20 protein-coding genes are annotated in these 25,537 nt (G+C 70.2%); 14 read left to right on the plus strand and 6 right to left on the minus strand.

The genetic code is table 11. From position 1 onward, the window contains the following. The first annotated feature begins 18 nt into the window (after positions 1-18). On the plus strand, positions 19-1,386 hold the full coding sequence (locus AC6CH0_RS03960) for a sensor histidine kinase (RefSeq protein WP_498098402.1): 1,368 nt from the start codon (positions 19-21) through the stop codon (positions 1,384-1,386). Further along, on the plus strand, positions 1,383-2,093 hold the full coding sequence (locus AC6CH0_RS03965; protein WP_498098404.1) for a response regulator: 711 nt from the start codon (positions 1,383-1,385) through the stop codon (positions 2,091-2,093). The genes AC6CH0_RS03960 and AC6CH0_RS03965 overlap by 4 nt, the downstream gene beginning before the upstream one ends. A 58-nt stretch (positions 2,094-2,151) precedes the next feature. On the opposite strand, the gene AC6CH0_RS03970 is transcribed toward AC6CH0_RS03965, so the two are convergent. Then, positions 2,152-8,802, minus strand: a complete 6,651-nt coding sequence (locus AC6CH0_RS03970; protein WP_498101016.1) for an SdrD B-like domain-containing protein — start codon at positions 8,800-8,802, stop codon at positions 2,152-2,154. Between the two features lie 269 nt (positions 8,803-9,071). Here AC6CH0_RS03970 and AC6CH0_RS03975 point away from each other — a divergent pair, with 269 nt between their 5' ends. The 3 genes from AC6CH0_RS03975 to AC6CH0_RS03985 are packed head-to-tail and all read left to right on the plus strand — an operon-like array spanning position 9,072 to position 12,474. Then, on the plus strand, positions 9,072-10,406 hold the full coding sequence (locus AC6CH0_RS03975; protein ID WP_498098406.1) for a right-handed parallel beta-helix repeat-containing protein: 1,335 nt from the start codon (positions 9,072-9,074) through the stop codon (positions 10,404-10,406). Continuing rightward, a complete protein-coding gene (locus tag AC6CH0_RS03980) occupies positions 10,403-11,251 on the plus strand; it encodes a hypothetical protein (protein WP_498098408.1) in 849 nt (282 codons plus the stop codon). The genes AC6CH0_RS03975 and AC6CH0_RS03980 overlap by 4 nt, the downstream gene beginning before the upstream one ends. Beyond that, complete coding sequence (locus AC6CH0_RS03985) at positions 11,248-12,474, plus strand: Dyp-type peroxidase (protein ID WP_498098410.1); 1,227 nt, start codon at positions 11,248-11,250, stop codon at positions 12,472-12,474. The genes AC6CH0_RS03980 and AC6CH0_RS03985 overlap by 4 nt, the downstream gene beginning before the upstream one ends. A gap of 40 nt (positions 12,475-12,514) precedes the next feature. Here the strand turns inward: AC6CH0_RS03985 and panD are convergent, their stop codons facing one another. Then, complete coding sequence (gene panD / locus AC6CH0_RS03990; RefSeq protein ID WP_498098412.1) at positions 12,515-12,925, minus strand: aspartate 1-decarboxylase; 411 nt, start codon at positions 12,923-12,925, stop codon at positions 12,515-12,517. A gap of 156 nt (positions 12,926-13,081) precedes the next feature. Between panD and AC6CH0_RS03995 the strand changes: the two genes are divergently transcribed. The 3 genes from AC6CH0_RS03995 to AC6CH0_RS04005 are packed head-to-tail and all read left to right on the plus strand — an operon-like array spanning position 13,082 to position 14,482. Then, positions 13,082-13,423 (plus strand): ArsR/SmtB family transcription factor, encoded by a 342-nt coding sequence (locus tag AC6CH0_RS03995; protein ID WP_498098414.1) that lies wholly within the window; start codon positions 13,082-13,084, stop codon positions 13,421-13,423. After that, the gene (locus tag AC6CH0_RS04000) at positions 13,416-13,904 is read left to right on the plus strand and encodes an SRPBCC family protein (protein ID WP_498098416.1); all 489 of its coding nucleotides are present in this window, start codon (positions 13,416-13,418) and stop codon (positions 13,902-13,904) included. Before AC6CH0_RS03995 ends, AC6CH0_RS04000 begins: the two co-directional genes overlap by 8 nt. Then, entirely contained in the window at positions 13,904-14,482 is a 579-nt protein-coding gene (locus tag AC6CH0_RS04005; protein ID WP_498098418.1) for a dihydrofolate reductase family protein, read from the plus strand. Before AC6CH0_RS04000 ends, AC6CH0_RS04005 begins: the two co-directional genes overlap by 1 nt. Here the strand turns inward: AC6CH0_RS04005 and AC6CH0_RS04010 are convergent. Then, positions 14,467-15,894, minus strand: coding sequence for an MFS transporter (locus tag AC6CH0_RS04010; protein WP_498101018.1), 1,428 nt, complete (start codon positions 15,892-15,894; stop codon positions 14,467-14,469). The genes AC6CH0_RS04005 and AC6CH0_RS04010 overlap by 16 nt on opposite strands. Before the next feature lie 255 nt (positions 15,895-16,149). On the opposite strand from AC6CH0_RS04010, the gene AC6CH0_RS04015 reads away from it, so the two are divergent. From AC6CH0_RS04015 to AC6CH0_RS04035, 5 genes are all read left to right on the plus strand, one after another. After that, entirely contained in the window at positions 16,150-17,034 is an 885-nt protein-coding gene (locus AC6CH0_RS04015; RefSeq protein ID WP_498098420.1) for an ABC transporter ATP-binding protein, read from the plus strand. Then, the gene (locus AC6CH0_RS04020) at positions 17,031-18,167 is read left to right on the plus strand and encodes an ABC transporter permease (RefSeq protein WP_498098422.1); all 1,137 of its coding nucleotides are present in this window, start codon (positions 17,031-17,033) and stop codon (positions 18,165-18,167) included. The genes AC6CH0_RS04015 and AC6CH0_RS04020 overlap by 4 nt, the downstream gene beginning before the upstream one ends. A gap of 162 nt (positions 18,168-18,329) precedes the next feature. After that, positions 18,330-19,403: a threonine aldolase family protein gene (locus AC6CH0_RS04025; protein ID WP_498098424.1), complete on the plus strand. Its 1,074-nt coding sequence runs from the start codon at positions 18,330-18,332 to the stop codon at positions 19,401-19,403. 191 nt (positions 19,404-19,594) lie between these two features. Then, positions 19,595-20,188 (plus strand): nitroreductase family protein, encoded by a 594-nt coding sequence (locus AC6CH0_RS04030; protein ID WP_498098426.1) that lies wholly within the window; start codon positions 19,595-19,597, stop codon positions 20,186-20,188. 57 nt (positions 20,189-20,245) lie between these two features. Further along, positions 20,246-21,025, plus strand: coding sequence for a hypothetical protein (locus AC6CH0_RS04035; RefSeq protein WP_498098428.1), 780 nt, complete (start codon positions 20,246-20,248; stop codon positions 21,023-21,025). A gap of 77 nt (positions 21,026-21,102) precedes the next feature. Here the strand turns inward: AC6CH0_RS04035 and AC6CH0_RS04040 are convergent, their stop codons facing one another. Then, complete coding sequence (locus tag AC6CH0_RS04040; protein WP_498098430.1) at positions 21,103-21,576, minus strand: heme-degrading domain-containing protein; 474 nt, start codon at positions 21,574-21,576, stop codon at positions 21,103-21,105. Next, positions 21,573-22,622, minus strand: a complete 1,050-nt coding sequence (locus tag AC6CH0_RS04045) for a zinc-dependent alcohol dehydrogenase family protein (RefSeq protein WP_498098432.1) — start codon at positions 22,620-22,622, stop codon at positions 21,573-21,575. The genes AC6CH0_RS04040 and AC6CH0_RS04045 overlap by 4 nt, the downstream gene beginning before the upstream one ends. 178 nt (positions 22,623-22,800) lie before the next feature. Between AC6CH0_RS04045 and AC6CH0_RS04050 the strand changes: the two genes are divergently transcribed. Continuing rightward, positions 22,801-23,298: a hypothetical protein gene (locus AC6CH0_RS04050; protein ID WP_498098434.1), complete on the plus strand. Its 498-nt coding sequence runs from the start codon at positions 22,801-22,803 to the stop codon at positions 23,296-23,298. A 311-nt stretch (positions 23,299-23,609) separates the two neighbouring features. Here the strand turns inward: AC6CH0_RS04050 and AC6CH0_RS04055 are convergent, their stop codons facing one another. After that, positions 23,610-25,370 carry a S8 family serine peptidase gene (locus tag AC6CH0_RS04055; protein ID WP_498098436.1) on the minus strand — a complete coding sequence of 587 codons (1,761 nt, stop codon included), beginning with the start codon at positions 25,368-25,370 and terminating at the stop codon, positions 23,610-23,612. Between the last annotated feature and the right edge of the window lie 167 nt (positions 25,371-25,537).

The following is a 25,537-nucleotide window of genomic DNA, read 5'->3' on the forward strand; positions in this document are numbered from 1 at the left end:
GCTCGCTAGCGTGGTGGCATGGCCGACGCAGCAGTACCCGCCGGCGCGACACCGGTAGTCGAGGGCATCGAATGGGTGCGCCCTCGGCCAGGCCGGCGCGCCTTCCGCAATGACGTGATCCTCGCCCTCGTGCTCGCAGCGGGCACCGCCGCGAGCGTCGTGCTGTATCGCGTCACGGGGTGGGGCGAGGATGCCCCGTGGTGGGGCTCGGTCGTCTGGGTCGCCGCGATGACGCTGCCGCTCGCCGTGCGGCGGTGGCGGCCCGAGATCGTGGCGCTCGTGACATCCGTCGCCTTCGTCGTCGGCGGCGTCGTCGAGCTCGGCGAGATCCTCTTCAGCAATATCGCCCTGTTCATCGCGATCTACACGGTCGGCGCGTGGGGTCGCAGCCGCCGGGTGGCGACGATCGTGCGCGGCGTCATCGTCGTGGGGATGTTCGTGTGGCTCTTCTGGGGGCTCATCTACTTCTCGACCGTGCAGGGCCACCTGCCCGGTCTCTCCCGCGAGGGCACGATCTCGCCGTACCTCGCGTTCGGTCTCATCAACGTGCTCACGAACCTGCTGTACTTCGGCGGCGCGTGGTACTTCGGCGATTCGGCATACCGTTCGGCGCGCTCGCGCGCCGAACTCGAGCAGCGCACCACTGAGCTCGCCTCGGAGCGCGAGCGCACCCGGGCACAGGCCGTCGCCATCGAGCGGCTCCGCATCGCGCGCGAACTGCACGACGTCGTGGCGCACCACGTCTCGGTGATCGGGGTGCAGGCCGGCGCTGCACGGCGGGTGCTGGCGAAAGACCCCGAGGCGGCGTCGGCGGCCCTCTCATCGATCGAGTCGAGTGCCCGCGACGCGGTCGACGAATTGCACGGGCTGCTCGGCACCCTGCGCGGCGACGCCGAGACCGGACCGACCGCCATCCTCGACGACACCCTGCGCGTGCCGTTCGACGCGGCGACGAGCACCTCGACCCGCGGCCTCGAGCGCCTCGACGAACTCGTGGCCGAGAGTTCGGCGAACGGCCTGCCGACCACGCTCGAGATCATCGGCGAGCCGGTGCAGGTCACTGCGGTCGTCGATCTCGGCGCCTACCGCATCGCGCAGGAGGCGCTCACGAACGTGCGCAAGCACGCCGGCGCGGCGGCGACGGCCGAGGTGCGCGTGCGCTGGGCGAACGAGTCGGTCGAGGTCGAGGTGACGAACACGGGAGCCGTGCGCCCGCCCCGGTCCGGTGCGGCGCGGGATGTCGCGAGCCACGGCCTCGGGCAATTGGGCATGCAGGAGCGGGTCGCCGCGGCCGGCGGCCACCTCGAGCTCGGACCGCGCGCGCGCGGCGGCTACCTCGTGCGCGCACGGTTCCCGCTGCGGCGGGTCGAGGAGGTTCGCGCGTGAGCATCCGCGTACTCGTCGTCGACGACCAGAGCCTCGTGCGAGGCGGGTTCCGCACCATCCTCGACTCCGAAGACGGCATCGAAGTGGTCGGCGAGGCCGCGAACGGCGTGGAGGCCATCGCCAAGGTCGCCGAGCTCTCCCCCGACGTGGTCTGCATGGACGTGCAGATGCCCGGCATGGACGGTCTCGAGGCCACGCGACGCATCACCGCCGACGCGACATCCGACGCCGCGGTGCTCGTGCTCACGACCTTCAACCGTGAGGATTACCTGTTCGCCGCCCTCGAGGCGGGAGCGAGCGGATTCCTCCTGAAGAACTCCAGCCCCGAGCAGCTCATCGAGGCGGTGCAGGTGGTCGCGCGCGGTGACGCACTGCTGTCGCCGGACGTCACGCGCCGCGTGATCGAGGCGGCGTCCGGACGCACCGCCGCCCTCCGACCGGCGAGCTCCTCGATGCCGGATGCCGCAGCAGCCGAGCCCCGGACCGCGCGGCCGGCCGAGCTCGAGACCCTCACCGAGCGCGAGCGGGAGGTGCTCCAGCACCTCGCGGCCGGCATCTCCAACGCCGAGATCGCGCAGCGGATGTGGGTCGGCGAGGCGACCGTGAAGACGCACGTCTCGAAGGTGCTCATGAAGCTCCGCCTGCGCGACCGCGTGCACGCCGTGGTCTACGCGTACGAGCACGGGGTGGTACGGCCGCAAGGCTGAGGGGCCCGGAGTCGCCTCCGAGCCCCCTCGCACTGCCTCGATCAGGCCGCCCGGCGGATCACCGGGTCGCGCTCGGACGCGTGCCCGCGCGCCGCCGGGAGACGACCACCACGGCCGCACCGAGCAGGAGCAGCATCGTGGCGACGAGCAGCGCCGGAACCGGAGTCACGCCGGTGCTCGCGATCGCTCCGGCCGGGCGCTCGGGCGCCGCGCATGCCACTGCGCTGTCGGTGAGGTCGTTGTGGCTGAGCCCCGCGGTGTTGGCGAAGCCGCCGTTCGAGCTCGATCCGGGCTCGGGGCAGGCGAACGTCGACGCATCGCTCGCCGCGACATCCACTTCCGCGACGACCCGCACCTGATAGGTGTGCGTGCCGCCGGCCGGAAGTGTCACATCGGCGGCGACGACGTTGACGGTGTCGCCCTCGGCGCCCTGACCCGTCCACGTGCCCGCGGCCGTCACGCCATCGGGCGCGCGAACGACCTGCGCGGCCGCAACCTCGATGCCGGCTCCGTAGCGGAGACGGTCGACGACGGTGTACACCCCGGCTGCGGCACCCGTGTTCGAGGCGACGATGTCGTAGGTGATGGTCCAGGAGCCGCCCGCGCTGCGGACCGGTCCGGCGGCGACCGACTTGGCGATGTCGATCGACGGCAGTGCCGCGCAATCGGTGTCGGTGACGGTGTCACCGGTCTCATCGGTGAGCGTGGCCGCGTTGTTCAGGCCCTGGCGCACGAGGTTGGAGCCGGCCGGTGCGGTGCACGCCGGCGAGCCGGTCCCGTCCTCGCCGATCTCCTCTGCGTCGAACGCCAGCGGGACGCCCGCCGTGACGGTGACCCGGTAGACGTGCGGCGCGTAGCCGTCGTCATCCAGTCCTGCGATGCTCACGTCCGTGGCGATGCGCGTGTGCTCCCCGCCATCGAACGCGTCGTCGATCGCGACGCCGTCGGGACCTGCCACCTCCGCCGTGTCGACGGTGACCGTCTCGGCGAACCGCAGTTCGTCGTCGAGGTCGTACGTGGTCGCCTCGTGGCCGACGTTCCCGACCGTGAGGTCGTAGACGACCTGCCACTGGCCGCCGCCGACGGGCGAGGCCGAGACGAGGGCCTTGTCGAGCGTCGGCTTGCCGGGACGCACGCACTCCTCGTCGGTGTCGCGCAGCCCGTTCCAGGTGACCCCGGCGACGTTGTTCAGCCCGCCGGCGACCGTGCCGCTCGAGTCGGTGCACGAGTCGGCCGGGGAGACGTCGATCGCGCCGAGCTCCGCGGCATACCGGACGACCACCGCGTATTCGTGCGTGACCGGTGCTCCGGCGGCTCCGGCGATGGGCTGCCCGGTGACGATCCGGACGTCGGTGAGGCCGTCGAAGTCCGGGTTGATGCCGACCGAGGCCGGCGCCGTCGTCGAGACGCTCTCGATGCCCTCGATCGTGACGCCCTCACCGGGCGCCAGCTCGTCGTCGAGATCGTAGACCCCGACGCCCGGTCCCCGGTTCGTGACCGTCACCTCGTACGTGACGTCGTAGACGCCGTCCTGTCCGTCGACGGGAACCACCGCGCCCGAGAGCGACTTGGTGATCTCGATCAGCGGCAGCGGAGCACACGCCTCAGCGTCGCTCACCTCGCCGTTGTGGCTCAGCTCGACGGTGTTCGCCAATCCGCGTCGGGCGTCGGAGCCCGCCGGTGGGCACGCGAGATCCCCGGGCGTCACCGTTGCCTCGTCGAGCGACACGACGACCTGTGCACGATACGTGTGCGACCCACCTCCGCCGAGTGAGACGTCTGCGGCGATCTCATTCTCGGCGGCGCTTTCGACGCCCTGGCCGGTCCACGCGCTCGGGTCGGGTACACCGTCCGGCGTGGTGGTGACGTCGGCGGACTCCACGACGATTCCGATGCCGTGCCGGAGCCGGTCTGCGAGGTCGTACACGCCCTCGGCCCCACCGGCATTGGTCGCGACCAGGTCGTAGGTGGTGGTCCAGGTGCCGTCTCCATTGGGCGTCGGTCCCTCGCTGATCGTCTTCGCGATGCGGATCAGCGGCAGGGAGGCGCACACGTCGTCGGCGTGAATGATGCCGTTGTGATTGAGGAGGGCGGTGTTCGCAAGCCCGCCGGCCTCGCCGGATCCCGGCGGAGGGCAGGCAAGGGCGGACGGGTCGATGGTGGACTCGTCCATCTCGATCACCACCTGCACGCGGTAGGTGTGCAGGCCGCCCGCCTCGAGCTCCACGCTCTCGGCGATGAGATTCTCCGGGGCATCCGGCTCGGAGCCGAGGCCGGTCCAGGTCGCCTCCGCGTCAACGCCGTCGGGTGTGTCCACGACGTCTGCCGAGACGATCTCGATGCCGTCGCCGTACTCCAGCCGGTCTGCGATGTCGTACGAACCGGTCGCAGCGCCCACGTTGCGGGCGTCGAGGTCGTACGTGATCGTCCAGGTGCCGTCACCGTTCGCGACGGGACCGTCGCTGATGCGCTTCTCCACCACGATGTACGCGAGCGCCACGCACGCCTCAGCGGTGGCGGACTCATCGTTGTGCTCGATACCGCCGACGTTCGACAGTCCGCCGTTGCCGCTCTCGCCCGCGGCCGCGCACGCACTCACGACCAGTTCCGCATCGGGGTTCTCGATGAGGACCACGACCTCGATGCGGTAGGTGTGCTCCGCACCGGACGGAAGGCTCACGTCGGAGGCGATCACGTTCTCGGGCGCCCCTTCGGCACCCAGGCCGGTCCACGTCGCCGCCGGGACGACGCCGTCGGGACTCGCGACCACCGTCGCGGACTCGATGACGAGGTCGCCGTCAGCGGTCATGCCGTCGGTGACCTCGTAGAGGCCGCCCGCGCCACCGTCATTGGTCGCAACGATGTCGTACGTGACCGTCCACGTGCCGTCGCCGTTGTCGATGGGGCCGTTCGACACCGTCTTGGCGATCTCGATCGAGGGCAGCGCCGCGCACGCGGCATCCGTCTCGAGCTGGCCCGCCTCGTCGGTCAGCGACGAGGTGTTCGTCAGCGCGCGTGCGAGCGAGGCGTCCTCGCCGTCGGCGGCGCAGCGTGCCGGGTCCGTGCCCTCATCCGAGCCGGCACCGTCGAGCTGCAAGGGCACCTCGGCGACGACGGTCAGTCGGTACACGTGCGGCGCGTACGCCGGATCATCGTTGCCGGGCAACGGCACCGCCGAGGCGATGCGCGTCTGCGTCGCGCCATCCCACGCGGCCGGCGTCACGCCGGCCGGCGCCGACGTCACGCCAGCCGAGACGACGGTGGTCTCGTCGGAGTAGCGCAGCGTGTCGTCCAGGTCGTACAGCGTCGCGCCGGTGCCCAGGTTCTGCACCGTCAGGTCGTACTCGACCTGCCAACGGCCGTCGCCGATCGGGGTCGCCGACACGAGCGACTTCTCGTGCGTCGCCTGACCGAGCTCACGGCACTCGGAATCGAGGGCCCGGTAGCCGTTGAACGAGGTGGCCGCGCCGTTGAGCAGGCCGGTGCCGTCCTCGCCGCCCTCGACCAGGGAGCAGTCGGACGCGTCCGGCTGCGCCGGCGGGTTCGGCAGATCGAAGGTGTAGCGCACGGTGACCTCGTAGACGTGCGTCGCTCCGCCCGCGATGGGCTCGTCGCCCACGACCGTGACCTCGTCGACGCCGTCGTAGCCGGCGTTCGTCTCGATCCCGCCGGGCTCGACGTTCGCCACCTCGACCGACTCGATCTCGACGGCCGAACCGAATCGGAGTCGATCCGTCAGGTCGTAGTCCGTCGCGACGTCGGACTCGTTGGTGACCTCGAGGCCGTACACGACCTCCCAGAGACCCGGCTCGCCGGCACGGTCCACGACGCGCGGCTCCACCTCGACGGTCTTGACGAGGCTGACGAGGGGCAGGTCGGCGCACTCGTCGTCGACGATGTCCTCATGACCGCTCGGGTCGAGGGTCGCGACGTTGAACAGGCCGGTCGTCGGCCCACCGGGCGACTGGTCCGGCCCGCAGGCGAGCTCCGACGGGTCGGCGACGGCCTCACCGGTCACGGCATCGGACGCGAGACGAACGGTCACGTCGAGGGTGTACACGTGCGCCGTGCCGGCGGCCTCGGTGGATCCGGCCGCGATCGGCAGCCGGTCGGTGATCACCGACTGGTCGGCGAGGCCGTCCCATGCCGGGTTGAGCGCCGCGCCGGCCGGCCCTGCGACGACCTCGGTGCCGACGACCTCGATCCCCTCGCCGTAGCCCGACAGGTCGTCGGTCAGGAGATACGAACCGTTCACATCGGAGGGATTCTCGACGACGAGCTCGTAGCTGAGGCTCCAGGTGCCGTCGTCGTCAGGGTTCTCAGTCGGTCCGGACACCGTGCGCTTGGTGAACTCGTAATCCACCTGGGAGAAGCCGAAGTCGATCGTGTGGTCGTTCTCACCCGGGTCGCCGGTCGTGATCGCCGCGAACGGGAACGCCCCTGCATCGGTCTCCTCCACGAGACCGTCGGAGTCGTTGCGATCGGGCTCGGGTGAGAGCGCGTCGCCGGTGTCCGCCGTGGTCGGGGACCAGCCGAACAGCGGTCCGCCCTCGGCGTAGTCGGCCGGATCGTCGACGCCGACGACGTACTCGGTGCCCGTCTCGAGGGCGTAGCCGTTCGCGTTGAGGGCCGGGTTGGACGAGAAGTAGTACTCGCCGATCGCGCTGGTGGTGGTGGATGAGACCAGCGTGCGAACGCCACCCGCGTCGACCTCGTACAGGTTCACCGTCGCTCCGGGCACCGGTGCCTCGTCGGGGTCCTGGACGCCGTCATTGTCGACGTCGTACCAGACGTAGTTGCCGATCTCGATCGGCGCGGCGGACGCCAACGCGGTCAGTTCGCCGAGGCCGTTGCCCTTGGTGGTCACGCCGAGCACATTCGTACCGGTGACGATCGCGGCGCCGCGCGGGTCCACCACGCGTCCGTCGCCCTGGAACAAGCGTCGCGTGCCGACCTGGTAGGCGCCCTCCGCGACGTGGATTCCCGTCTCGAGCACGCCGTCGGGCCGGCTCGGGACGACGAGCACGGCGCCGAGGTGCTCGGGACCCTGCCACCACTGGTCGATGAAGTACTTGTTCGGGCCGGTCGGCCCGTTCAGGAGCGCCCCTGCGCCCGCACCGGCGCCCGCGACGCCGTTCACGACGCCGTTCTGCTCGATGGTGAACGTGCCGTCGCCGTTGCCGCCCGCGAGCAGGAGCTCGCCGCCGTTGGTGCGTGCACGAACGATCCGCATGTCGGTCGGGCTGTCGGAGAGGTACGTGTACGAGCCGAACACGTCGCCGTCGAGGGCGCGGATGCCGATGACGAGGTCGCCGTGCAGGAATCGGGCGTCACTGACGACCGGCACGGAGGTTCCGATCACGTCGCCGTTGTAGTACGGCGCGTAGTCCGCGGGATCGACGCTCCACGGCTGGTAGTCGGCGTCGAAGCCGCCCCAACCCGTGCCCCGGTCGTAGCCCAGGGGGAAGTCCAGCACCTCGCGAAGCGTGGTCGGGTCTTCGGGGAAGAACGCGTAGACGTGCGCGCTCAGGTCGGCCCGGTCGCCCGAGGTCTCCGCCGTGTTCGTCGCCGTGAGGTAGAGCTCGTTGGTCAGCGGGTTCGACGAGAGCCCGAAGGGGCGCAGGTCCGAGGAGTCGGGGAAGTACGCATCGAGCTCGAACTCCTGGACGTCGATGACGTTCGCGCCGGTCCGATCGATCTCGACCCGCACGAGCGAGCGGTGATGCAGGTTCACCGCGAAGAGGTAACGCTGGTCGGTGGAGATCTCCATACCGCCGAGGCCGACACGGCCGACCTTGTCCCATGCCTGAGCGTCACGCCGCCAGTCGTACGCCGGGTTCTGGCTGGTCACGACGGGCCGGAGCCCGTTCGGATCGCCGGTGACGGCGCCCGGGTCGTTGTCGGAGCCGAGGTCGATGCCGCTGGCGGCGAGATCGACGAGCAGCGAGGCCGAAGCGGTCGGCGACGTGGCGGTGCCGTCATCGGGGAACACCCGGTAGATGGCGCCGATGCCGGACGGCCCGAAGCCCGAGTGCCGGCGCACGTACGCCGAGGCGAAGAGCGTCCCGAGGGCACCAGGCGCCGGAGCTTGCTGCCATGCGGTGCCGAACGTGGCGCCGACTTCATTGAACGGCACGTTCCACGTCGTCGGCACGGTCCCCTGGCTGTGCGCGCTCATGGCGTCGTACAGGTGGGCCGTGCCGCCGAACAACCCGCCCTGGGCGCCGTCGCTCGCGCCGTAGCGGTAGGCCGGGAGGAACACCAGCGGGTTGTTCTCGACATACGCGCCGGGCACCTGGAACGAGAAGTCGACACCGGTCGTCCCGCCGTCGGGCACGTCGACGAACTGCACGGTCGTGCCGTTGCTCGTGCCCGCGGTTCGACCGACGGCGGAGTCCTTCCAGCCGTCCCACTGGGGTGTGTCGGGGACACTGGCCTCGACACGCCAGCGCGCGGCATCCGACGTCACCTGCAGCGAGTACGTGCCGTCTGCAGCGGTCGTCACCGGGCCGGCAGCATTCCCGGCGCCGTCGTACGCGCGCACCTCGACACCGGCGAGGCGCCCGGAGTCCTCGAACGTGTCCAGGATGCCGTTGGAGTCGTAGTCCTGCCAGACGGTGCCGGTGACCGTATCGCCCACGGCGGCCTGCGCGGGAGCGATCGCCAGGGCGCTCAAGCCGGTGCCGACGACGCCGATCGCGATGAGCATGGCCACGCTGCGGCGAACGCTTCCCCCCGCCGTCTGGAGATGACGCGACGACGTTCTCGGCATGCTGCGCATGGAACCCCCCTTGTTCCGGCACACGCCGGCCCCCAAAGAAATTCGCGCCCTCGGAGGCGCGACGGTGCCTTGTTTAGCAGGAAGCTGAGAGTTTGCGCAATACTCTGTCGGCGCGCCGCTGCGATTTCGTCTCGACCGGCACGCCGTATGCCATCTCTCGACGGCACGCCGCGTGCCGTCCGCCTAAACTCGTCGCCATGGGGACCAGTGCGAGGCGTCGAGTCGTTGCGAGCCTCGCGGGAGTCCTCCTGGCGACGGTCGTCGTCGGCTGCACGCCGAATGATGCGTCGGTCGGTGATGCGTCGTCGGCTGACGGGGCGCCGGTCGTTCGCGTTCCGGAGGATGCGCCGACCATCGGCGACGGCATCGAGCTCGTGGCGAGCGGGGGCATGGTGCTGGTCGGCCCCGGCACCTACGCCGAAGAGGTCACGATCGACAAGCCGGATGTCACGCTGCGCGGCGTCGACCGCAACACCACGGTGATCGACGGCGGCGGAATCCGTTCGTTCGGCGTATTCGCCTCCGCGGACGGCGTGCGGATCGAGAACCTCACGGTGCACTCGACCCTCTTCTACGGCGTGCTCGTCACGGGCATGCACGATGAGAACGGCCCGCTCGCCCACGGCGGACCGGGGTACACCGAACTCGACCCGGCCGAGTTCCCGCCGCTCGAGCGATTCTCGGTCGACCATGTGACCGCCTACAACAACGGGTTGTACGGCATCTACGCGTTCAACGCCCGGCACGGTTCGATCACGGATTCCTACGCGTCGGGTTCGGCTGACTCGGGGTTCTATGTCGGGCAATGCGTGGAGTGCGACATCCTCGTCGCGCGCAACGTCGCCGAGCGCAACGCCATCGGCTTCGAGAACGCCAATGCCTCCGATTCGCTGACCATCGCCGGCAACCGATTCGCCGGCAACCGGATCGGAATGACGCTGATCTCCAACTACCAGGAGGCGTTCACGCCGCAGCGCGGCAATGTCGTCGTGGGCAACATGATCGCCGGAAACGCGAACGGCGACTCACCCTCACACGCGCTGGGCGGCTTCGGCATCGGCCTTGCGGTCAACGGTGGCCAGGCCAACCGCATCACCGCCAACCGCATCGAAGGCAACCCGGTCGCCGGCATCCTGCTCTCGAACGCCGAGGATCTCGCGGCGATCGACAACGAGTTCACGGGCAATTCGCTCGCGGCCAACGGCATCGACGCGGCGGATGTCTCGGCGGCGCGCGCTCCCGGGAGCGGCAACTGCTTCCGCGACAACGTCGCGACCACGTCTTCGCCGCCGGAGTTGCTCGCGAGTGCGTGTCCCATCGCCGCCCCGTCCGCCGCCACCACCGTCCTGCCCACGGTGCCCGTGCCTCAGGGGATGAGCTTCCTCAAGGTCCCCGCCCCGCCTGCGCAACCGGGTCTCGACGAGGTGGACCGTCTTCCCGATCCCCTGCCTGATGCGATCGACGTGCCGCCGGCATCCGACTTCCCGCTTCCCGACGTGAATCTGCTCGCGGATCGGGCGGCAGCGGAGTGACGTCGACGATCCGTCTCGTACGGCGCATGGTGGCGATGGCGGCCGCTACGGCGCTGCTCTCCGGCACGATCGCGTGCACGGGTCAGGCGGCTCCGGGCGATGACCCCGCCGCCGCCGGTGGCCCGTCGTCGGGTGCCGGGTCGTCGTCCGACGCATCGCCGCGACCGATGACGACGGAGGAGGCGCAGCGCCTCTCGATCATGCGCTTCACGAACTTCGACACCGGCATCCGGTCGGTCTCGTTCGAGCTCGCAGAAGGCGGCACACGGTACGAACTCCGTGGCTGGGTCGATTACGTGGCCGGCCTCGGCTATGCGACGTTGCGCGCCGACGGCGACGCTGCGCTCATCGTGTGGAGCGACCAGGTCATCGGCTCGCACGCGACTGACGAGTCGGATGCGGACACGGGCGAGATGACGCAGTTGCCGCCGCTCCCGCCGCCGGTCGTGTCGGCCGACGATCCGACGTGGACCACCAGCGACCTCTCCCCGAACGTCTCCCGCCTGCACGCAGCGCTCTCCGTCATCCTCGCGGCGGGACACGACCGCCCCGACAATCCGCTGCTGCTCCAGCAGACCGATGCTCGGTGGCTCCGCTCCGACCAGCTCGACGGCGACGAGGTGGACGTGGTCGCGGGCCCCACCTCCGACCACGTGTTCGACCCTGAGACCTCCGCCGGCGACGGCAGCGACGCGACGGTGCGGTACTGGATCGACCGCGACGGTGTGCTGCACCGCATGGAGGTGCGACTGGGCGGATCCGGCGAGTGGACCGTGCTCGAATTCGGGGCCGGGGACGGCGTCGAGTTCGCCGGCGCTTTCGGCGCGGGCCTGGTGGCCGGATGACGGGCCCACGACGTCGCGACGTCCTGCGCGGCTTCGCGGCGGCAGGTCTCGGCGCGGCGGCGGGAGTGGCGGGCGGCTGGGTCGCATCGGAAACGCTGCGGGATGAGGGAACGGCAGCCGGGGCGCTCGAATCGCCTCCGGGGGCTCCGCGTCGCGTTCACCCGCACGGCGCGCATCAAGCGGGCATCGCCCGACCCGCGACGCCGCAACCGCACGGCGTCATGGCCGTGCTCGATCTGCACGACGCGCCGCCATCCGCCGCCGATCCGGCGTTCGCAGTTTGGCTCCGGGCGCTGGTAGCCCAGCTGGGCGTGGACATCTCGTCCCTGACCGCGCCACTCGACTCCGATGAAGCGCCGACGGACGCCCTGCCCGACGGCGCAGGCGACCTCTCGGTCACGGTCGGACTCGGCCCCCGCGTGATCGCGGCCGTCGACCCGTCCCTGCCCGGCGCCGAACCACTGCCCCGCTTCGCCTCCGACGCCGGCCTGGCCACCGACCGCAACGGCGGCGACATCATGCTCGCCGCATACAGTAGCGACCCGAACGCCGCCGGCCAGGCCGTCAACTGGCTCGCCGCACGCATACCCGGCGCGTCCGTTCGCTGGGTTCAGCGTCTCTTCCGCGGCCCCGGACAGGGAACGGTGACCCGCAATCCACTCGGATTCCATGACGGCATCATCGTTCCGCATGGGGCAGAGCTCGATGCGCATGTGTGGATTGCCGACGGGCCGTTCGCAGGCGGCACGATCTGCGTCATCCGTCGTCTTCGGCTGCAGGCGAGCCGCTTCGAGGCTGAATCGCGGGCGCGCCAGGAGAAGATCATCGGGCGGCGGAAGGCCGACGGCACACCCCTGTCGGGCGGCGACCCCCACGGCGAGGTGGACCTGCTGGCGAAGTCGCCGGAGGGCGACTTCATCGTGCCGGCACGATCGCACGTGCGGGCCGCCCATCCGTCGTTCACGGGCAGCAACCTGATGCTGCGCCGCGGGTATGCATTCGACGACGGCCCGATCGGTGACGATCCCGAGGCCCGCGACGCGGGGCTCATGTTCACGTGCTTCCAGCGCGATCTCCGCACCTTCGTGCAGACGCAGCACCGCCTCGACGAGACCGACGACCTGATGGCCTACGTCACGCCGACCGCGAGCGCGACATTTCTGGTGCTGCCGGGCTTCGCCCCCGATCGGCCGCTCGGTTCGAGCATCCGCCCGGCCGGCTGAGTGGTGGGGCGGCACGGGTGATGCCCGTGGCGCGCGACGGTCAGGCCGCGTGCGGCGAGCGGTGAACGCCGGCGACGCCGGGCTCGGCGGCATCCGCTCCGAGCGCGACGATGGCGTTCGATGCGTCGACGTGCACGATGTGCGGCCGGAATGCTCGTGCGTCCGAGTCGTCCATCTGCCCGTAGGAGATGAGGATCACGACGTCCCCGGGATGCACGAGGTGCGCTGCGGCACCGTTGATGCCGAGCACGCCCGACCCGCGCTCGCCCTCGATGACGTACGTCTCGAGCCGCGCGCCGTTCGTCACGTCGACGATCGAGACCTGCTCGCCGGGCAGCAGGTCGGCGGCGTCCATGAGCTCGCGATCGACCGTCACGGAGCCGACGTAGTGCAGGTCGGCGTGGGTGACGGTAGCGCGGTGGATCTTCGACTTCAGCATGGTGCGCAACACGATTCCAGACTACGCGCGTGCGATGGCCGGGTGCCTTGCCCGGGGCCGCGGCGCAGCGTCTGGGACGGGATCTCCTGAATTTCTGCCGCGACTCCCTTGACAGCAGGGACGGAAGCATCCTAATTTAAGGACATCATTAATTAAGGAGTTGCTTACATGCAGAACGGGCCCGACGAGCTCAGCCTCGTGTTCCAGGCGCTCGCCGATCCGACCCGGCGCGAGATCCTCTCGCGACTCCGCGGCGGCCCGACGACCGTCGGCGAACTGGCCGAGCCCTTCGCGATGAGCCGACCCGCGATCTCGCAACACCTCAAGGTGCTCGAACGCGCCGGACTCATCGAGCGCACCGCGACGGCCCAGTGGCGCACCTGCACCCTCCGCACCGAGCCGCTCGACGAGGCATCCGCCTGGGTCGAACGCCATCGAGGCGAATGGAACGCGCGCTTCGACGCGCTCGACGAGCGACTCCGCGAGCTGAAAGGACAGACGGATGCCTGAGCAGACCGCCTCCGCAACGAAGCAGTTCACCATCACGCGCGTCTTCGACGCACCCCGCGACGTGGTGTGGCGCGCATGGACCGACCCCGACGAGGCCGCTGTCTGGTGGCACCCCCGGGGCATCACCACGCCCCGCGAGAGCGTCGAACTCGACGTGCGACCCGGCGGCAGGTACCGCTACACGATGATCGCGCCCGACGGCACCGAGTATCCGACGGCGGGCGTCTACCGAGAGATCACCCCACCCGAGCGACTCGTCATGACGTGGGGCTCGCCCGGCGACCCCGACGAGATCGCACCGGTGCTCACGATCGAGCTCGCCGAACACGGCGAGCGCCGCGAGCAGACGCGCATGACCTTCCACGTGCTCGGCATCGATGCCGCACCGGGCGACGAGAACGTCTACGACGGATGGGACTCCGCATTCGACCTGCTCGTCGAGCACCTCGACGAGCAGCCCGACGAGCAGGGAGCGCGCTGATGGGTCGCCTCATCGTCGAGCAGATCGTGAGCGTCGACGGGTACGCCGCCGAGCTCGACGGCGGCATCGACTTCTTCGACGCACTCGTGCAGCCGGGCGAGAACGGCGAGGTCGATTTCAACGACGCCGAACAGCTCGACTACGTCTCACGGGCCGACGCCATCCTGTTCGGCGCGACCACGTACGGCATGTTCGCCGACTACTGGCCGGACGTCGACCCCGAGGTCGAGCGCGTCGCCGAACTCATCAACCGGCTGCCGAAGTTCGTGGTCTCGAACTCGCTGCACGAGGCGCCGTGGGGCGACGGCACGATCGAGATCCTCCACGGCGACGGCGCCGAGGCGACCGCGGCCCTGAGGCAGCGATTCGACACCGTCATCGTGTGGGGAAGCCTGACGCTCACCGACGCCCTGCTGCGCGCCGGGCTCGTCGACGAGTTGCACCTGCGCATCGTGCCCGTGCTCCTCGGCGAAGGTCGCTCCTTCACGCCGGCCGGCGTCGGCGACCACCGGCTCGAACTCGATCGCGCCGCGACCCGCCCGGGCGGAGTCGTCAGCCTGCGCTACGTCGTGCGCTGAACGGGAGCGGGATCGGATGTCGCGGCCGGCCCGTCGGCTCCCGATCCGTCGGCTCCCGGCCCATCGGCTTCCGGCCCATCGGCTTCCGGCCCGTCGGACTCCGGTTGCCCCGTCGAGCCGGTGCCCTGCTGGTACTCCGCCGACAGCATGCGATACGAGCGCGTGCCGAACGCGACGATCGCGAGCACCACCATCGCGAGCCCGCTGAACAGGAAGACGAGCGCGATGCCGCGCGCATCGCCGTCGCCGAGGAGCCAGCCCCAGGTCGCCTGACCGCGATCGGACTCCATGTACGGGATGATCCAGAACTCCGCGATCGGTGCGATGAGGAAGGCGGTGATCGGTGCTGCTGCCGCCTCGAACGCCTGCGCGAAGCCGAAGACCCTGCCCTGCCGCCGATACGGCACGACCTTCTGGATGACGGTCTGCTCGGCAGCCTCGACCACCGGGATGAGCGTCATGTAGATCCAGATGCCGACCGCGTACAGCACCCACCACTCACGGATCGTGAACAGCGCACCGAGCAGCCCCATCGCGACGACGACGAGCAGCATCGTGCGGATCGGGTTGCGCCCGAGCCCCCACTTCGCGATCGCGAGACCGCCGATGATGAAGCCCGTCGCGGTGACGCCGAGCACGACGCCCCACGCCTCGACCGGGAACAGCGTGAGGCCGTACGGGTCCATGAGCGCCATGTAGACGCCGCCGATGAGGTTGTTGAACGTCGAGAACAGGATGAGCGCGAAGAGGCCGGGTGCCGCCCGGATCGCCGCGATGCTGCCGCGGAGGTCGATCGCCGGGCTGTGGTCTCCGTCGACCACGGGGTGATCTTCGGGGATGCGCACGAACAGCAGGTGCACGAGGGCGACGAGGGTCGCCGCGATCGCGATGGCGAGGGTCCAGCCCATGCCGGCCAAGCCGATCGCGAGACCGCTGAAGACGCTCGTCACGATGAACGCCAGCCCCTGCACCGTGCCCACCATGCCGTTCGCGTTGGCGTGCCGCGGCTCGGGCACGAGCAGGGTGACGGTGGTCGACAGGGCGATGTTGCGCATGTTCTCGACGACCGAGCCGAAGAGGATGATGCCGGAGAACAGCCAGAACCACGGCCCGCCGAGGTCGAGCAGCGCCGACTCGGGCTGGGTCGCGTAGAGCACCCCCGCCACGACGAACGACCCGAGCGTCACCAGGCTCGAGAACACCATGACGCGATGCTTGCGGTATCGGTCGACGATCGTGCCGAAGAAGATGGAGAACACGGCGATGAGCAGCATGTACGCGCCGCCGATGATGCCCGTCGCGAGCACGGAACGGGTCTCGAGGTAGACCCAGAACGTGAGCGCGAACCAGAGGAAGCTCGTGGTGACGTTCGCGATCATCGTGTTCACGAGCACCTGGATGAAGGTGCGCATGCCGTTCGGCGGCGGCGACACGGCTGACGCAGGCGGCGACTTCGCCGACGCAGCCGGCGTCGCCGCGCGGGATGCCGCCGCGGGCGCCTGCGGCGTCTCGGACTCCCCTGCCCCGTTCGTCACCGTGTGATCGTAACCAGTGCCGCCGACATCCGGAAGACCCTCCGTCGTACGGCGGAGCCGTCGGCAGGGGCCGGCCGCGAAACCCGTCGTACGGCGGATGCCCCGGCTCCGAGTCATCCGTAGCGTGAAGCCATGCTCGAACTCAACGACGTGACCAAACGCTACGGCGAGCGCCTCGCCCTCGACCACGTGAGCTTCACCGTCGGCGACGGCCGGCTCACCGGCTTCGTCGGCGGCAACGGCGCCGGCAAGACCACGACGATGCGCATCATTCTCGGCGTGCTGGCCTCCGACGGCGGAACGGTCGAGCTCGGCGGGGAGACCATCACCGCGGTCGACCGGCGCCGCTTCGGCTACATGCCGGAGGAGCGCGGGCTCTACCCCAAGATGCGCGTGCTCGAGCAGACGATCTACCTCGCCCGCCTCCACGGCTGGTCGGCTGCCGCAGCCCACCGCAACGCGGTCGAGCTGCTCGAACGCCTCGGCCTCGGCGAGCGCACGAACGACACGATCGAGTCGCTCTCGCTCGGCAACCAGCAGCGCGCCCAGATCGCTGCGGCGCTCGTGCACCGCCCCGAGGTGCTCGTGCTCGACGAGCCCTTCTCGGGCCTCGACCCGATGGCCGTCGAGACGGTGCAGGGCGTGCTGGCGGATGTCGCGGCATCCGGTGCCCCGGTGCTCTTCTCCTCGCACCAGCTCGACATCGTCGAGCGCCTCTGCGACGACCTCGTCATCATCGCCGGCGGACGCATCGCCGCCTCGGGAACCGCCGACACCCTGCGCACCGAGCACGGCTCAGAGCGCTGGGAGCTGCTCTCCTCGGGCGACCTGGGCTGGCTGCGCCAGCAGCCCGGCATCCGCGTCGCGGAGTTCGACGGCGGCTGGGCCGTCTTCGAGGCCGAGTCGGATGCCGCCCGGCAGGCCGCACTCGCCGAGGCCGTCACTCGCGGCGAGGTCGTGAGCTTCACCCGCGAGCACACCACGCTCGCCCAGATCTTCAAGGAGGTCGTGCTGTGAGCATCGGACCCAACGCATCGCGCACATCTCGACCGACCAATCGCGCCGAGCACCGCACACCGAGCTTCGTCGACACCGTCACCCTCGTCGCCGGGCGCGAGATCACGATGCGGATGCGCAGCAAGGCGTTCCTCATCTCGACGGGCATCCTCATGCTCGCCGTGCTCGCGTCGGTGGTGCTCGGCAGCATCTTCGGCGGGCAGTCGGAGATCCCGAAGGTGGCCGTGATCGCCGGGGCGACCGACGTCGTCGCGGGCAACGAGTCGCTCGAGGCGGTGCCGGCGACCGATCAGGACGCGGCGGAGCAGATGCTGCGCGACGGCGAGGTCGAGGCGATCGTCGCCCCCGCGGCATCCGAGCCACTCGGCGTCGTCGTGATCGGCCTCGACTCGGCACCCAACTCGGTCGTCTCGGCGCTCTCGGTGAACCCGACGGTCGAACTGCTCGACCCGGCTGCGGTCGATCCGGGCCTCGCGTACCTCGTCGCGTTCGGCTTCGGCATCGTGTTCTTCATGTCGGCGATCACCTTCGGTTCGACGATCTCGCAGTCGGTCGTCGAGGAGAAGCAGACCCGCGTCGTCGAGATCCTGCTCTCGGCCGTCTCGGCACGCGCCCTGCTCACGGGCAAGGTGATCGGCAACAGCGTGCTCGCGTTCGCGCAGATCCTCGCGATCGCGGTGCTCGCGATCCTCGGGCTGATGCTCACCGATCAGCAGGTGCTGCTCGGTGTGCTCGGGGCATCCGTCGTCTGGTTCGTGGTGTTCTTCGCGATCGGGTTCGTGATGCTCGCCGCGCTCTTCGCCGCAAGCGCCGCCCTCGTGTCGCGCGCCGAAGACATCGGCTCGGTGACGACGCCGGTGACGATGCTCGTGATGATCCCGTACTTCCTCGTGATCTTCTTCAACGACAACCCCGTCGTGCTCACGATCATGAGTTACGTGCCGTTCTCGGCGCCCGTCGGCATGCCGATGCGGATCTTCCTCGGACAGGCCGAGTGGTGGGAGCCCATCGTCTCGCTCGCGCTGCTCATCGCCACCACGGCGCTCGCCGTCGTGATCGGGGAGCGCATCTACCGCAACTCGCTCTTGAAGACGGGTGCCCGGGTGCCGTTCTCCGAGGCGCTGCGCGGCTGACGCGCGGACGCTCCCACGAACACCCGCTGAGCGGGCGAAGACACGCGGTCCGGAAGGTTCCGGACCGCGTGTCTTCGCCGTCTCATGGCACGGCCGGGGCGGTCTCGGGGAACGGGGCGGGCTCGGCAACCGACCTGCCCGCGCTGATGGGAGGATGGTTCGGTGACTGAACAGCTCCACGACCGCTCCGTCCGCGGCTTCGCCTCCGACAACTACTCGGGCGTGCACCCCGAGGTGCTCGCCGCCATCGCCACCGCCAACGACGGCCACCAGGTCGCCTACGGCGAAGACGTCTACACCGAGCGCCTGCAGCAGGTGTTCGCGCAGCACTTCGGCGAGGGCATCGAGGCGTTCCCCGTCTTCAACGGCACCGGGGCGAACGTCACCGGGCTGCAGTCGATGCTTCCCCGTTGGGGCGCGGTCATCAGCGCCTCGACCGCGCACATCAACTCCGACGAGGGCGGCGCACCCGAGCGCGTCGGCGGCATCAAGCTGCTCACCGTGCCCGCACCCGACGGCAAGCTCACGACCGACCTCATCGACCGCGAGGCGTGGGGCTGGGGCGACGAGCACCGTGCCCAACCGCTCGTCGTGTCGATCACGCAGACCACCGAGCTCGGCACGGCCTACACCGCCGACGAGGTGCGCGCGATCGCCGACCACGCGCACGAGCGCGGCATGATGCTGCACATGGACGGCGCGCGCCTCTCCAACGCCGCCGCGTCGCTCGACCTGCCGCTCCGGGCATTCACCCGCGACGCAGGCGTCGACGTGGTGAGCGTCGGCGGCACCAAGAACGGCGCGCTCGGCGCCGAGGCGATCGTGGTGCTGAACCCCGCGGCATCCGAGGGGCTGAAGTACCTGCGCAAGCTCAACATGCAACTCGCGTCGAAGATGCGCTTCACCTCGGCGCAGCTCATCGCCCTCTACGAGGGCGACCTCTGGCTCGAGAACGCACGGCACGCGAACGCCATGGCCCGGCGCCTGCGCGACGCCCTCGACGCCGGTATCGCGACGGGCGAGCTGCCCGGTCTCGGCTTCACACAGCAGACGCAGTCGAACGGCGTCTTCGCGACCGTGCCTGCCGGCGTCGCCGATCGGCTGCGCGAGCGCTTCCGCTTCTACGACTGGGATGCCGCGCGCGGCGAGGTGCGCTGGATGTGCTCGTTCGACACGAGCGAAGCCGACATCGACGCGTTCGTCGCCGGCATCCGCGAGGAACTCACGCGTCCCTGAACGCCTGATGGCACCGCCGCGTGGGCCTTGCATCGGCGCCGTGTCCGCGCTTCAGGACAGCTCGTGTCCCGATCGAGCTGAGACCGCGCCGAGAATATGCAGAAGCATGGAATAGCGGATGTCGCGAGGGGTTGCACCCGGTGGGACGACGGCGCCCCGGCATCCGTTCCCCGCAAGAAAGCTGCTCGCGCATGACACTCATCACCGACATCACCTCCCGCCGCGCCGAGACCGACGCGCCCCTCATCGCGCCGCTCGTCGAGCGCTTCAGCCCCCGGGCGTACGACCCCACGGCCGTGATCGAACCCGAGCTCATCCGCACGATCCTCGAGGCCGCGCGCTGGGCGCCCTCGGCGAACAACGTGCAACCGTGGCGCTTCATCGTCGCGCGGCGCGGCACCGACGCCTTCGCGAAGGTGCACGGCGCGATGCTCGGATTCAACCAGGCGTGGGCCGACTCGGCCGCCGTGCTCATCGCGAACATCGCCGAGACCGTCGACGCCGAAGGCAAGCCCCGCCCCTGGGCCCGCTACGACCTCGGCCAGGCGGTCGCGCACCTCACGGTGCAGGCGCAGCACGAGGGTCTGCACACCCACCAGATGGGCGGCTTCGAGGGCGACGAGATCCGCGCGGCCTTCGGGCTCGCCGACGGGCTCGAGGTCGTCTCGATCACCGCGATCGGCGTGCTCGGCGACGTCGATGCCCTGCCCGAGGCGCTTCGCGAGCGCGAGAGCGCCCCACGACTGCGCAAGCCGCTCGAGGAGCTCGTGCTCGTCGGCGAGTAGCCCGCACCCCGCGTGCACCGTCGTTAGGATCGGACGGTTGCAGTCGGAGGGAATCGGATGGGCAAGGCACGGAGCACCCGCACGCGCGGCGTCATGCGACCCGCCCGCCCGCGCGTCGACGAATCCGAACCGATCGGCGGCACGTTCCCGATCGCGCTCATCTCGATCGGGGCGGTGCTGGTCGCCGCCGTGCCCTTGGTCATGCTCGATCCGCAGGCCGACGACGGAATCGCCGTCATGGTCGCCTGGATCGGGGTGCCCGCATTCGCTTCAGCCGTGATCGTCGAGATACTGCGGCGTCGGCTGACACCCGAACGACGACTTCGCGGCGGCTGGATGTGGTGGGTGTTCGGTGTCGTGCCGATCGGCATCGTCCTGTGCAGCATCCCCGCCATTCTGCGCAACCGGGAGTACTTCGCCGCCGAGTCCGTCGGGGCCATGCTCGGCGCACTCGCCATGTCGTACCTGGTGGTGTGGATCGGGCTCCTCCTCGGTGCGATCGCCTGGTTCTTCGTCGTCTTCCCCCTCGTGCACCTCGTCAGCGCGCTGGTTCTCGTGGCCCGCGGCGAGCGTGCCGGCGCTGCCGGACTGGTGATGCCGCTCGCCATGTTGACGGTGACCGCGATCATCATCGTCGGGGCGCTCACACTCGACGACCTCCTGCCGGGTCGAATGGCAGGCGGCCAGATCGTCATGGCGCTGCTCGGCGTGCCCGGCTCGTACGAGGTCGTGTGGCCCGCGGGCCTCTGGATCGTGCGAGGGCTCGTCGCTGCGCTGATCCTCGCCGCGGTCTCGCCGAAGCTCAGACGTCACTTCACGGCCGCAGCAACACCGTGATCGCGCGGCGCCCGTGCGCAACGCTCGGGCGCGACGACGGAAGATGAGCGGATGCCGCGGCATCCGCTCATCTCAGGTCAGCTCGCCGACTGCTCGTGCAGGTGGGCCCGCACGTGCTGTACGACCAGGTCGTGGTCGGCGCGCTGCGGCAGCCCCGACACGCCGACAGCGCCGATGACCCCGGCGTCTCGGATGCGGATCGGCACGACCCCGCCGTGCGCCGCGAATTCACGCGGGTCGAGGCGGGCATGCAGGTCGAAGTCCTCGCCCTTCGCGCGGAATTCCTCGCCGACGAGCATCGACGCCCGGCCGAAGCGCGCGACCACGCGGTGCTTGCGATCGAGCCAGGCGTCGTTGTCGGCCGACGCGCCTGGGAGGGCGGCGTGGAACACGCGTTGCGGCCCGAACCAGATCGCGATGGCGACCGGGAGGCCGGCCTCTGCGGCCGTCGCCCGAAGGCGACCGCCGAGCACCCACGCATCGTCGAGGGTGAACCGCGCGAACTGCAGTTCGGATTCTTCGGCGACGAGCCGTTCGAGAAACTCGCTCACGGCCGCAGCAGCACCTTGATGGCGCGGCGCTCGTCCATCGCGGCATACCCCGCGGCGGCGTCGGCGAGCGGCAGCTCGAGATCGAAGACGAGCCCGGGTTCGATCGCGCCCGAGCGCACGTCCGGCAGCAGTTCCTCGATGTAGCCGCGCACCGGCGCGACACCGCCATTCACGCCGACGTTGCGATTGAAGAGGGGGCGCACCGGCAGCTCGGGTCCGCCGTTCGGCACGCCGACGTAGCCGACCATGCCGCCGGGGCGGGTCGAGCGGATCGCCTGGTCCATGGATTCCTTGGTGCCCACGCACTCGAGCACGCGGTCGGCGCCGATGCCGTCGGTGAGCTCCAGCACGCGAGCGACGCCCTCGTCGCCGCGCTCGGCGACCACGTGCGTCGCGCCGAACCGCCGGGCGAGCGCCTGGCGCTCGGGATGCCGCGACATCGCGATGATCGTCGTGGCTCCGAGACGCTTCGCCGCGATGATCGCGCAGAGCCCCACGGCGCCATCACCGACGACCGCGACCGTGTCACCCGGCTCGACTCCCGCCGAGACGGCGGCGTGATGGCCGGTGCCCATGACGTCGGAGAGCGTCAGCAGTCCCGGCACCTCCTCGTCGGCCACGGGACCCGGCACGACGACGAGCGTGCCGTCGGCGAGGGGCACCCGCACCCGCTCGCCCTGGCCGCCATCGGCGAAGGCGCCCTGACGGTCGTCGCCGCCCCACCATCCGCCGTTCAGGCACGAGGTCGAGACGCCGTTGCGACAGTTCGCGCACGTGTTGTCGCACACGTAGAAGGGCGCGATCACGAAGTCGCCGACGGCGACGGCCGCGACGTCGGAGCCCACGGCCTCGACGACGCCAACGAACTCGTGCCCGATGCGGTGCGGTTCGGTCGTCGGCGTGACGCCCCGGTACGGCCAGAGGTCGGAGCCGCACACGCACGCGGCCACGACCCTCACGATGGCGTCGCCACCGGTCGAGAGCACGGGGTCGGGAACGGTGTCGACACGGATGTCGCGTGGTGCATGAATGACGGTTGCGAGCATGATCCCGAGCCTACGACGACGGTCGGGCGAGATGCGATCCTCGACGAAGCCGCCGCCTCGACTTCCGACGACGGGCGGACTGTGTTTCAGTGGGACGGTGTTCCCCCACGCACCATCGCCCCCGCCTGCCCCGGCAGCACGCCGCACCCCCACCGCACGCTGCGAGCTCGCGTGAACCGTGGCTGCTGACCACGGACTCGGGTGGTACGACCCCGAAGTGCTCGCTCCGATCCAGCGCCGTGCCGTGTCCGCCTACCTGAGTTCCCGACGTCCGGCCGGCGTGGTCGGTCAGGGCGAGCGGAACGATGCGTTCCTCCGCGAATTGACGGTGTGTTCGGCGGCGGCCTTCCCGGCCGACGGCCGAAACGAGACCGAGGAGTCGTGGGGCGTCCTCGAGACCTCCGAGCGCGGCGCCGTGCTGGTGCCGGCTGAGCTCGCCGCGGCCGCCACCGTGGCACGGGCACCCATCGGGCTCCGCCGTCTCGCCGCCCGGGTCGGCCCGACTCGGCGACGACTCGAGGCCGCGCAGGCCGCGGTCGAGCACCGGCCCGCCGTTCGCCGCCTGCGGAGCCGGTTCATCGCGGCGGCCATCGCGCACTCCGCGCTGCACCGGCAGCTGGAGGAATGGTCGTCGGGCGCCGCAGGTGCCTCACCCCCATTTCTGGGGGAGCGCTGAACGATCGGTGGCGCTCGGCGCGTGGGCGCTTCGCCCGTTTCGCGCGGATCTCGGGCCATTCCCGACGACGGGGTCATGGCGGAACGGGCAGCTGCCCGAGTCGAGTCGATGTACAGGCCGAACTCCATCGTGTGAGAATCGCGACGTACCATCGGGCGACGCGGAGAACGGCCTCTCTCCGGGGGGAGCACGGTGGCGCGGAGACCTGTCGGGGGGCGGGTCTCCGCACGAACCCTCCACCTGCACCGCAGGCAACGGGGCCGACCGCAGCAGCGGCCGACCCCGTCGGGTGAATCAGGAACTGACGAGCGTCAGCGTCTGATCGCGGCGAGCGCGTTCACGATGCCCGCGCCGTAGAACCCGTTGTTCGTGGGCCCCCCTTCGCAGGTGTGCGTCGAGGTCGCCGTGTTGCCGTTCGGCAGGATGCGCACGTAGGTGAACTCCGCGGGCACCGGGCACGCCGTGTCGACGGCCGATGACAGCAGCTTCGACTCGACAGCGTCGGGCGACAGCGTCTTACCGCCGAACTGCTTGTCGCGCTTGCCGAACTGGCCCACGATCAGCGCCGCGACTCCAGCGGCGTGCGGCGAGGCCATCGAGGTGCCCTGCAGGTACTGGTAGTACCCGCAGGTCTCGCCGGATGCGTCGCAGCTCTCGACCGCCCACGGCACGATGACGTCGCCGTTCTCGTCGATCGCGCCCTCGGCTTCGGCGAGTGCCGTCGGGTACGCCGCGAGGATGCCGGCGGCGTAGTCGCGCTCACCCGTCGCGGTGTCGTAGACGTCGCCGCCGGGTGCGGCGACATCCACGTAGCCGTTGCCGTAGTCGGAGTAGTACGACTTGCGCTCGCTCGGGCCGGTGCTGCTGACGGTGATGACGCCGCTGCCCTCGCTCGGCATCGAGGTGCACGAGGCCGGGTCGAGCAGGTCGCGCGTGTAGGCGATCTCGCCGGGCTCGCTCGCGAAGTCGGGGCTCGACGAGTCGCTGATGACCTTCGTGTAGTCGGTCGCGCCGTTGCCGGCGGCCGAGACGAGGGTCACGCCGTTGCCGCGTGCGTAGTCGAGCGCCCGCTGCATCGCCGTGATGACGGTCTGCTGCTCGGCCTGGTCTTCGGGCGAGTCGGCGGGGTGCGAGGTGCAGTTGAAGAGCCACGGGTCGACGTAGTAGCTCATGTTGACGACGTCGATGCCGTGGTCGCCTGCATACGTGAGTGCGTCGAGCGAGGCCTGCAGGAAGAAGTATCCCGAGTCCTGCCCGGCGCGCAGGTTGACGATCGTCGCGTCGGGAGCGACGCCGGCGATGCCGATGCCGTTGATGGGCGAGGCGATCGTCGAGGCGACGTGCGTGCCGTGCCCGTTCTCGTCGACGTCGGCGGCGTCGTCGCACGACTGGTCGGGCTCATCGGCACACGCGCCGTCGATCGGGTCGCCGTTGGCGTCCGTTTCGATGTCGACCGTGAAGTTGCGGCTCAGTTCGGCGTCGAAGTTCGGTGCGATGTCGGGGTGCGATCCGTCGACACCGGTGTCGAGGATGCCGACGAGCACGCCCTTGGTCTTGTCGTGCCGGTACGAGCCGTCGACCGTCGCGTCGATCGCCTGCATGTCCCACTGCAGCTCGGCGAGCGGTTCGGCGACGGGCTTGCCCTTCGACGGGCGCGTGGCCGGCTTGCCGGCGACGGAAGCGCCTGCAGCGCGGAGATCGGCCTTCGCAGCGTCGAACTTCGCGGCGGCGCCTGCGCCCTTCTGCGCTTGGGGAACGTCGGCGATGACGCGGTTGAGGGCCGTGCCCTCGATCACGGGCTGAGCTGCGGCTTCGGCTGCGAAGTCGGTCTCGGTCGTCACGACGGTCGCGACGCCGACCTCGGCGTTCTCGGCGACGATCGTTCCGCCGGCGGCTTCGACCGCCGCTCGCGTCGCCTCGGCCGAGGCGCCCTCGGTGAAGAGCACGACGTACTGCTGTTCACCACTCACCTCGCCCTCGGTCGAGTAGGCCGCGCCGGCCGGCCCGGCGACGAGCGCCGTCAGCGCGAGCGCCAGCGCGGAGGTTGTTGCTATGGATTTGCGTCTCAACATGTTCGTCCATTCCGTTGGCCGTCAATGTGCGCGATCCTGCCATGACCCGCGTACGGGGGGCAAGAGCGCAGCGCGAAGCTCCCGCGCATCCGCGTGGAGGCGCGCTGATGGCGCACGATCGCGACCGTGCAGACAACAATCGTGCGCTGACGGCCGCGGCTCGCCCG

The organism is Agromyces sp. GQ35 (assembly GCF_059758475.1).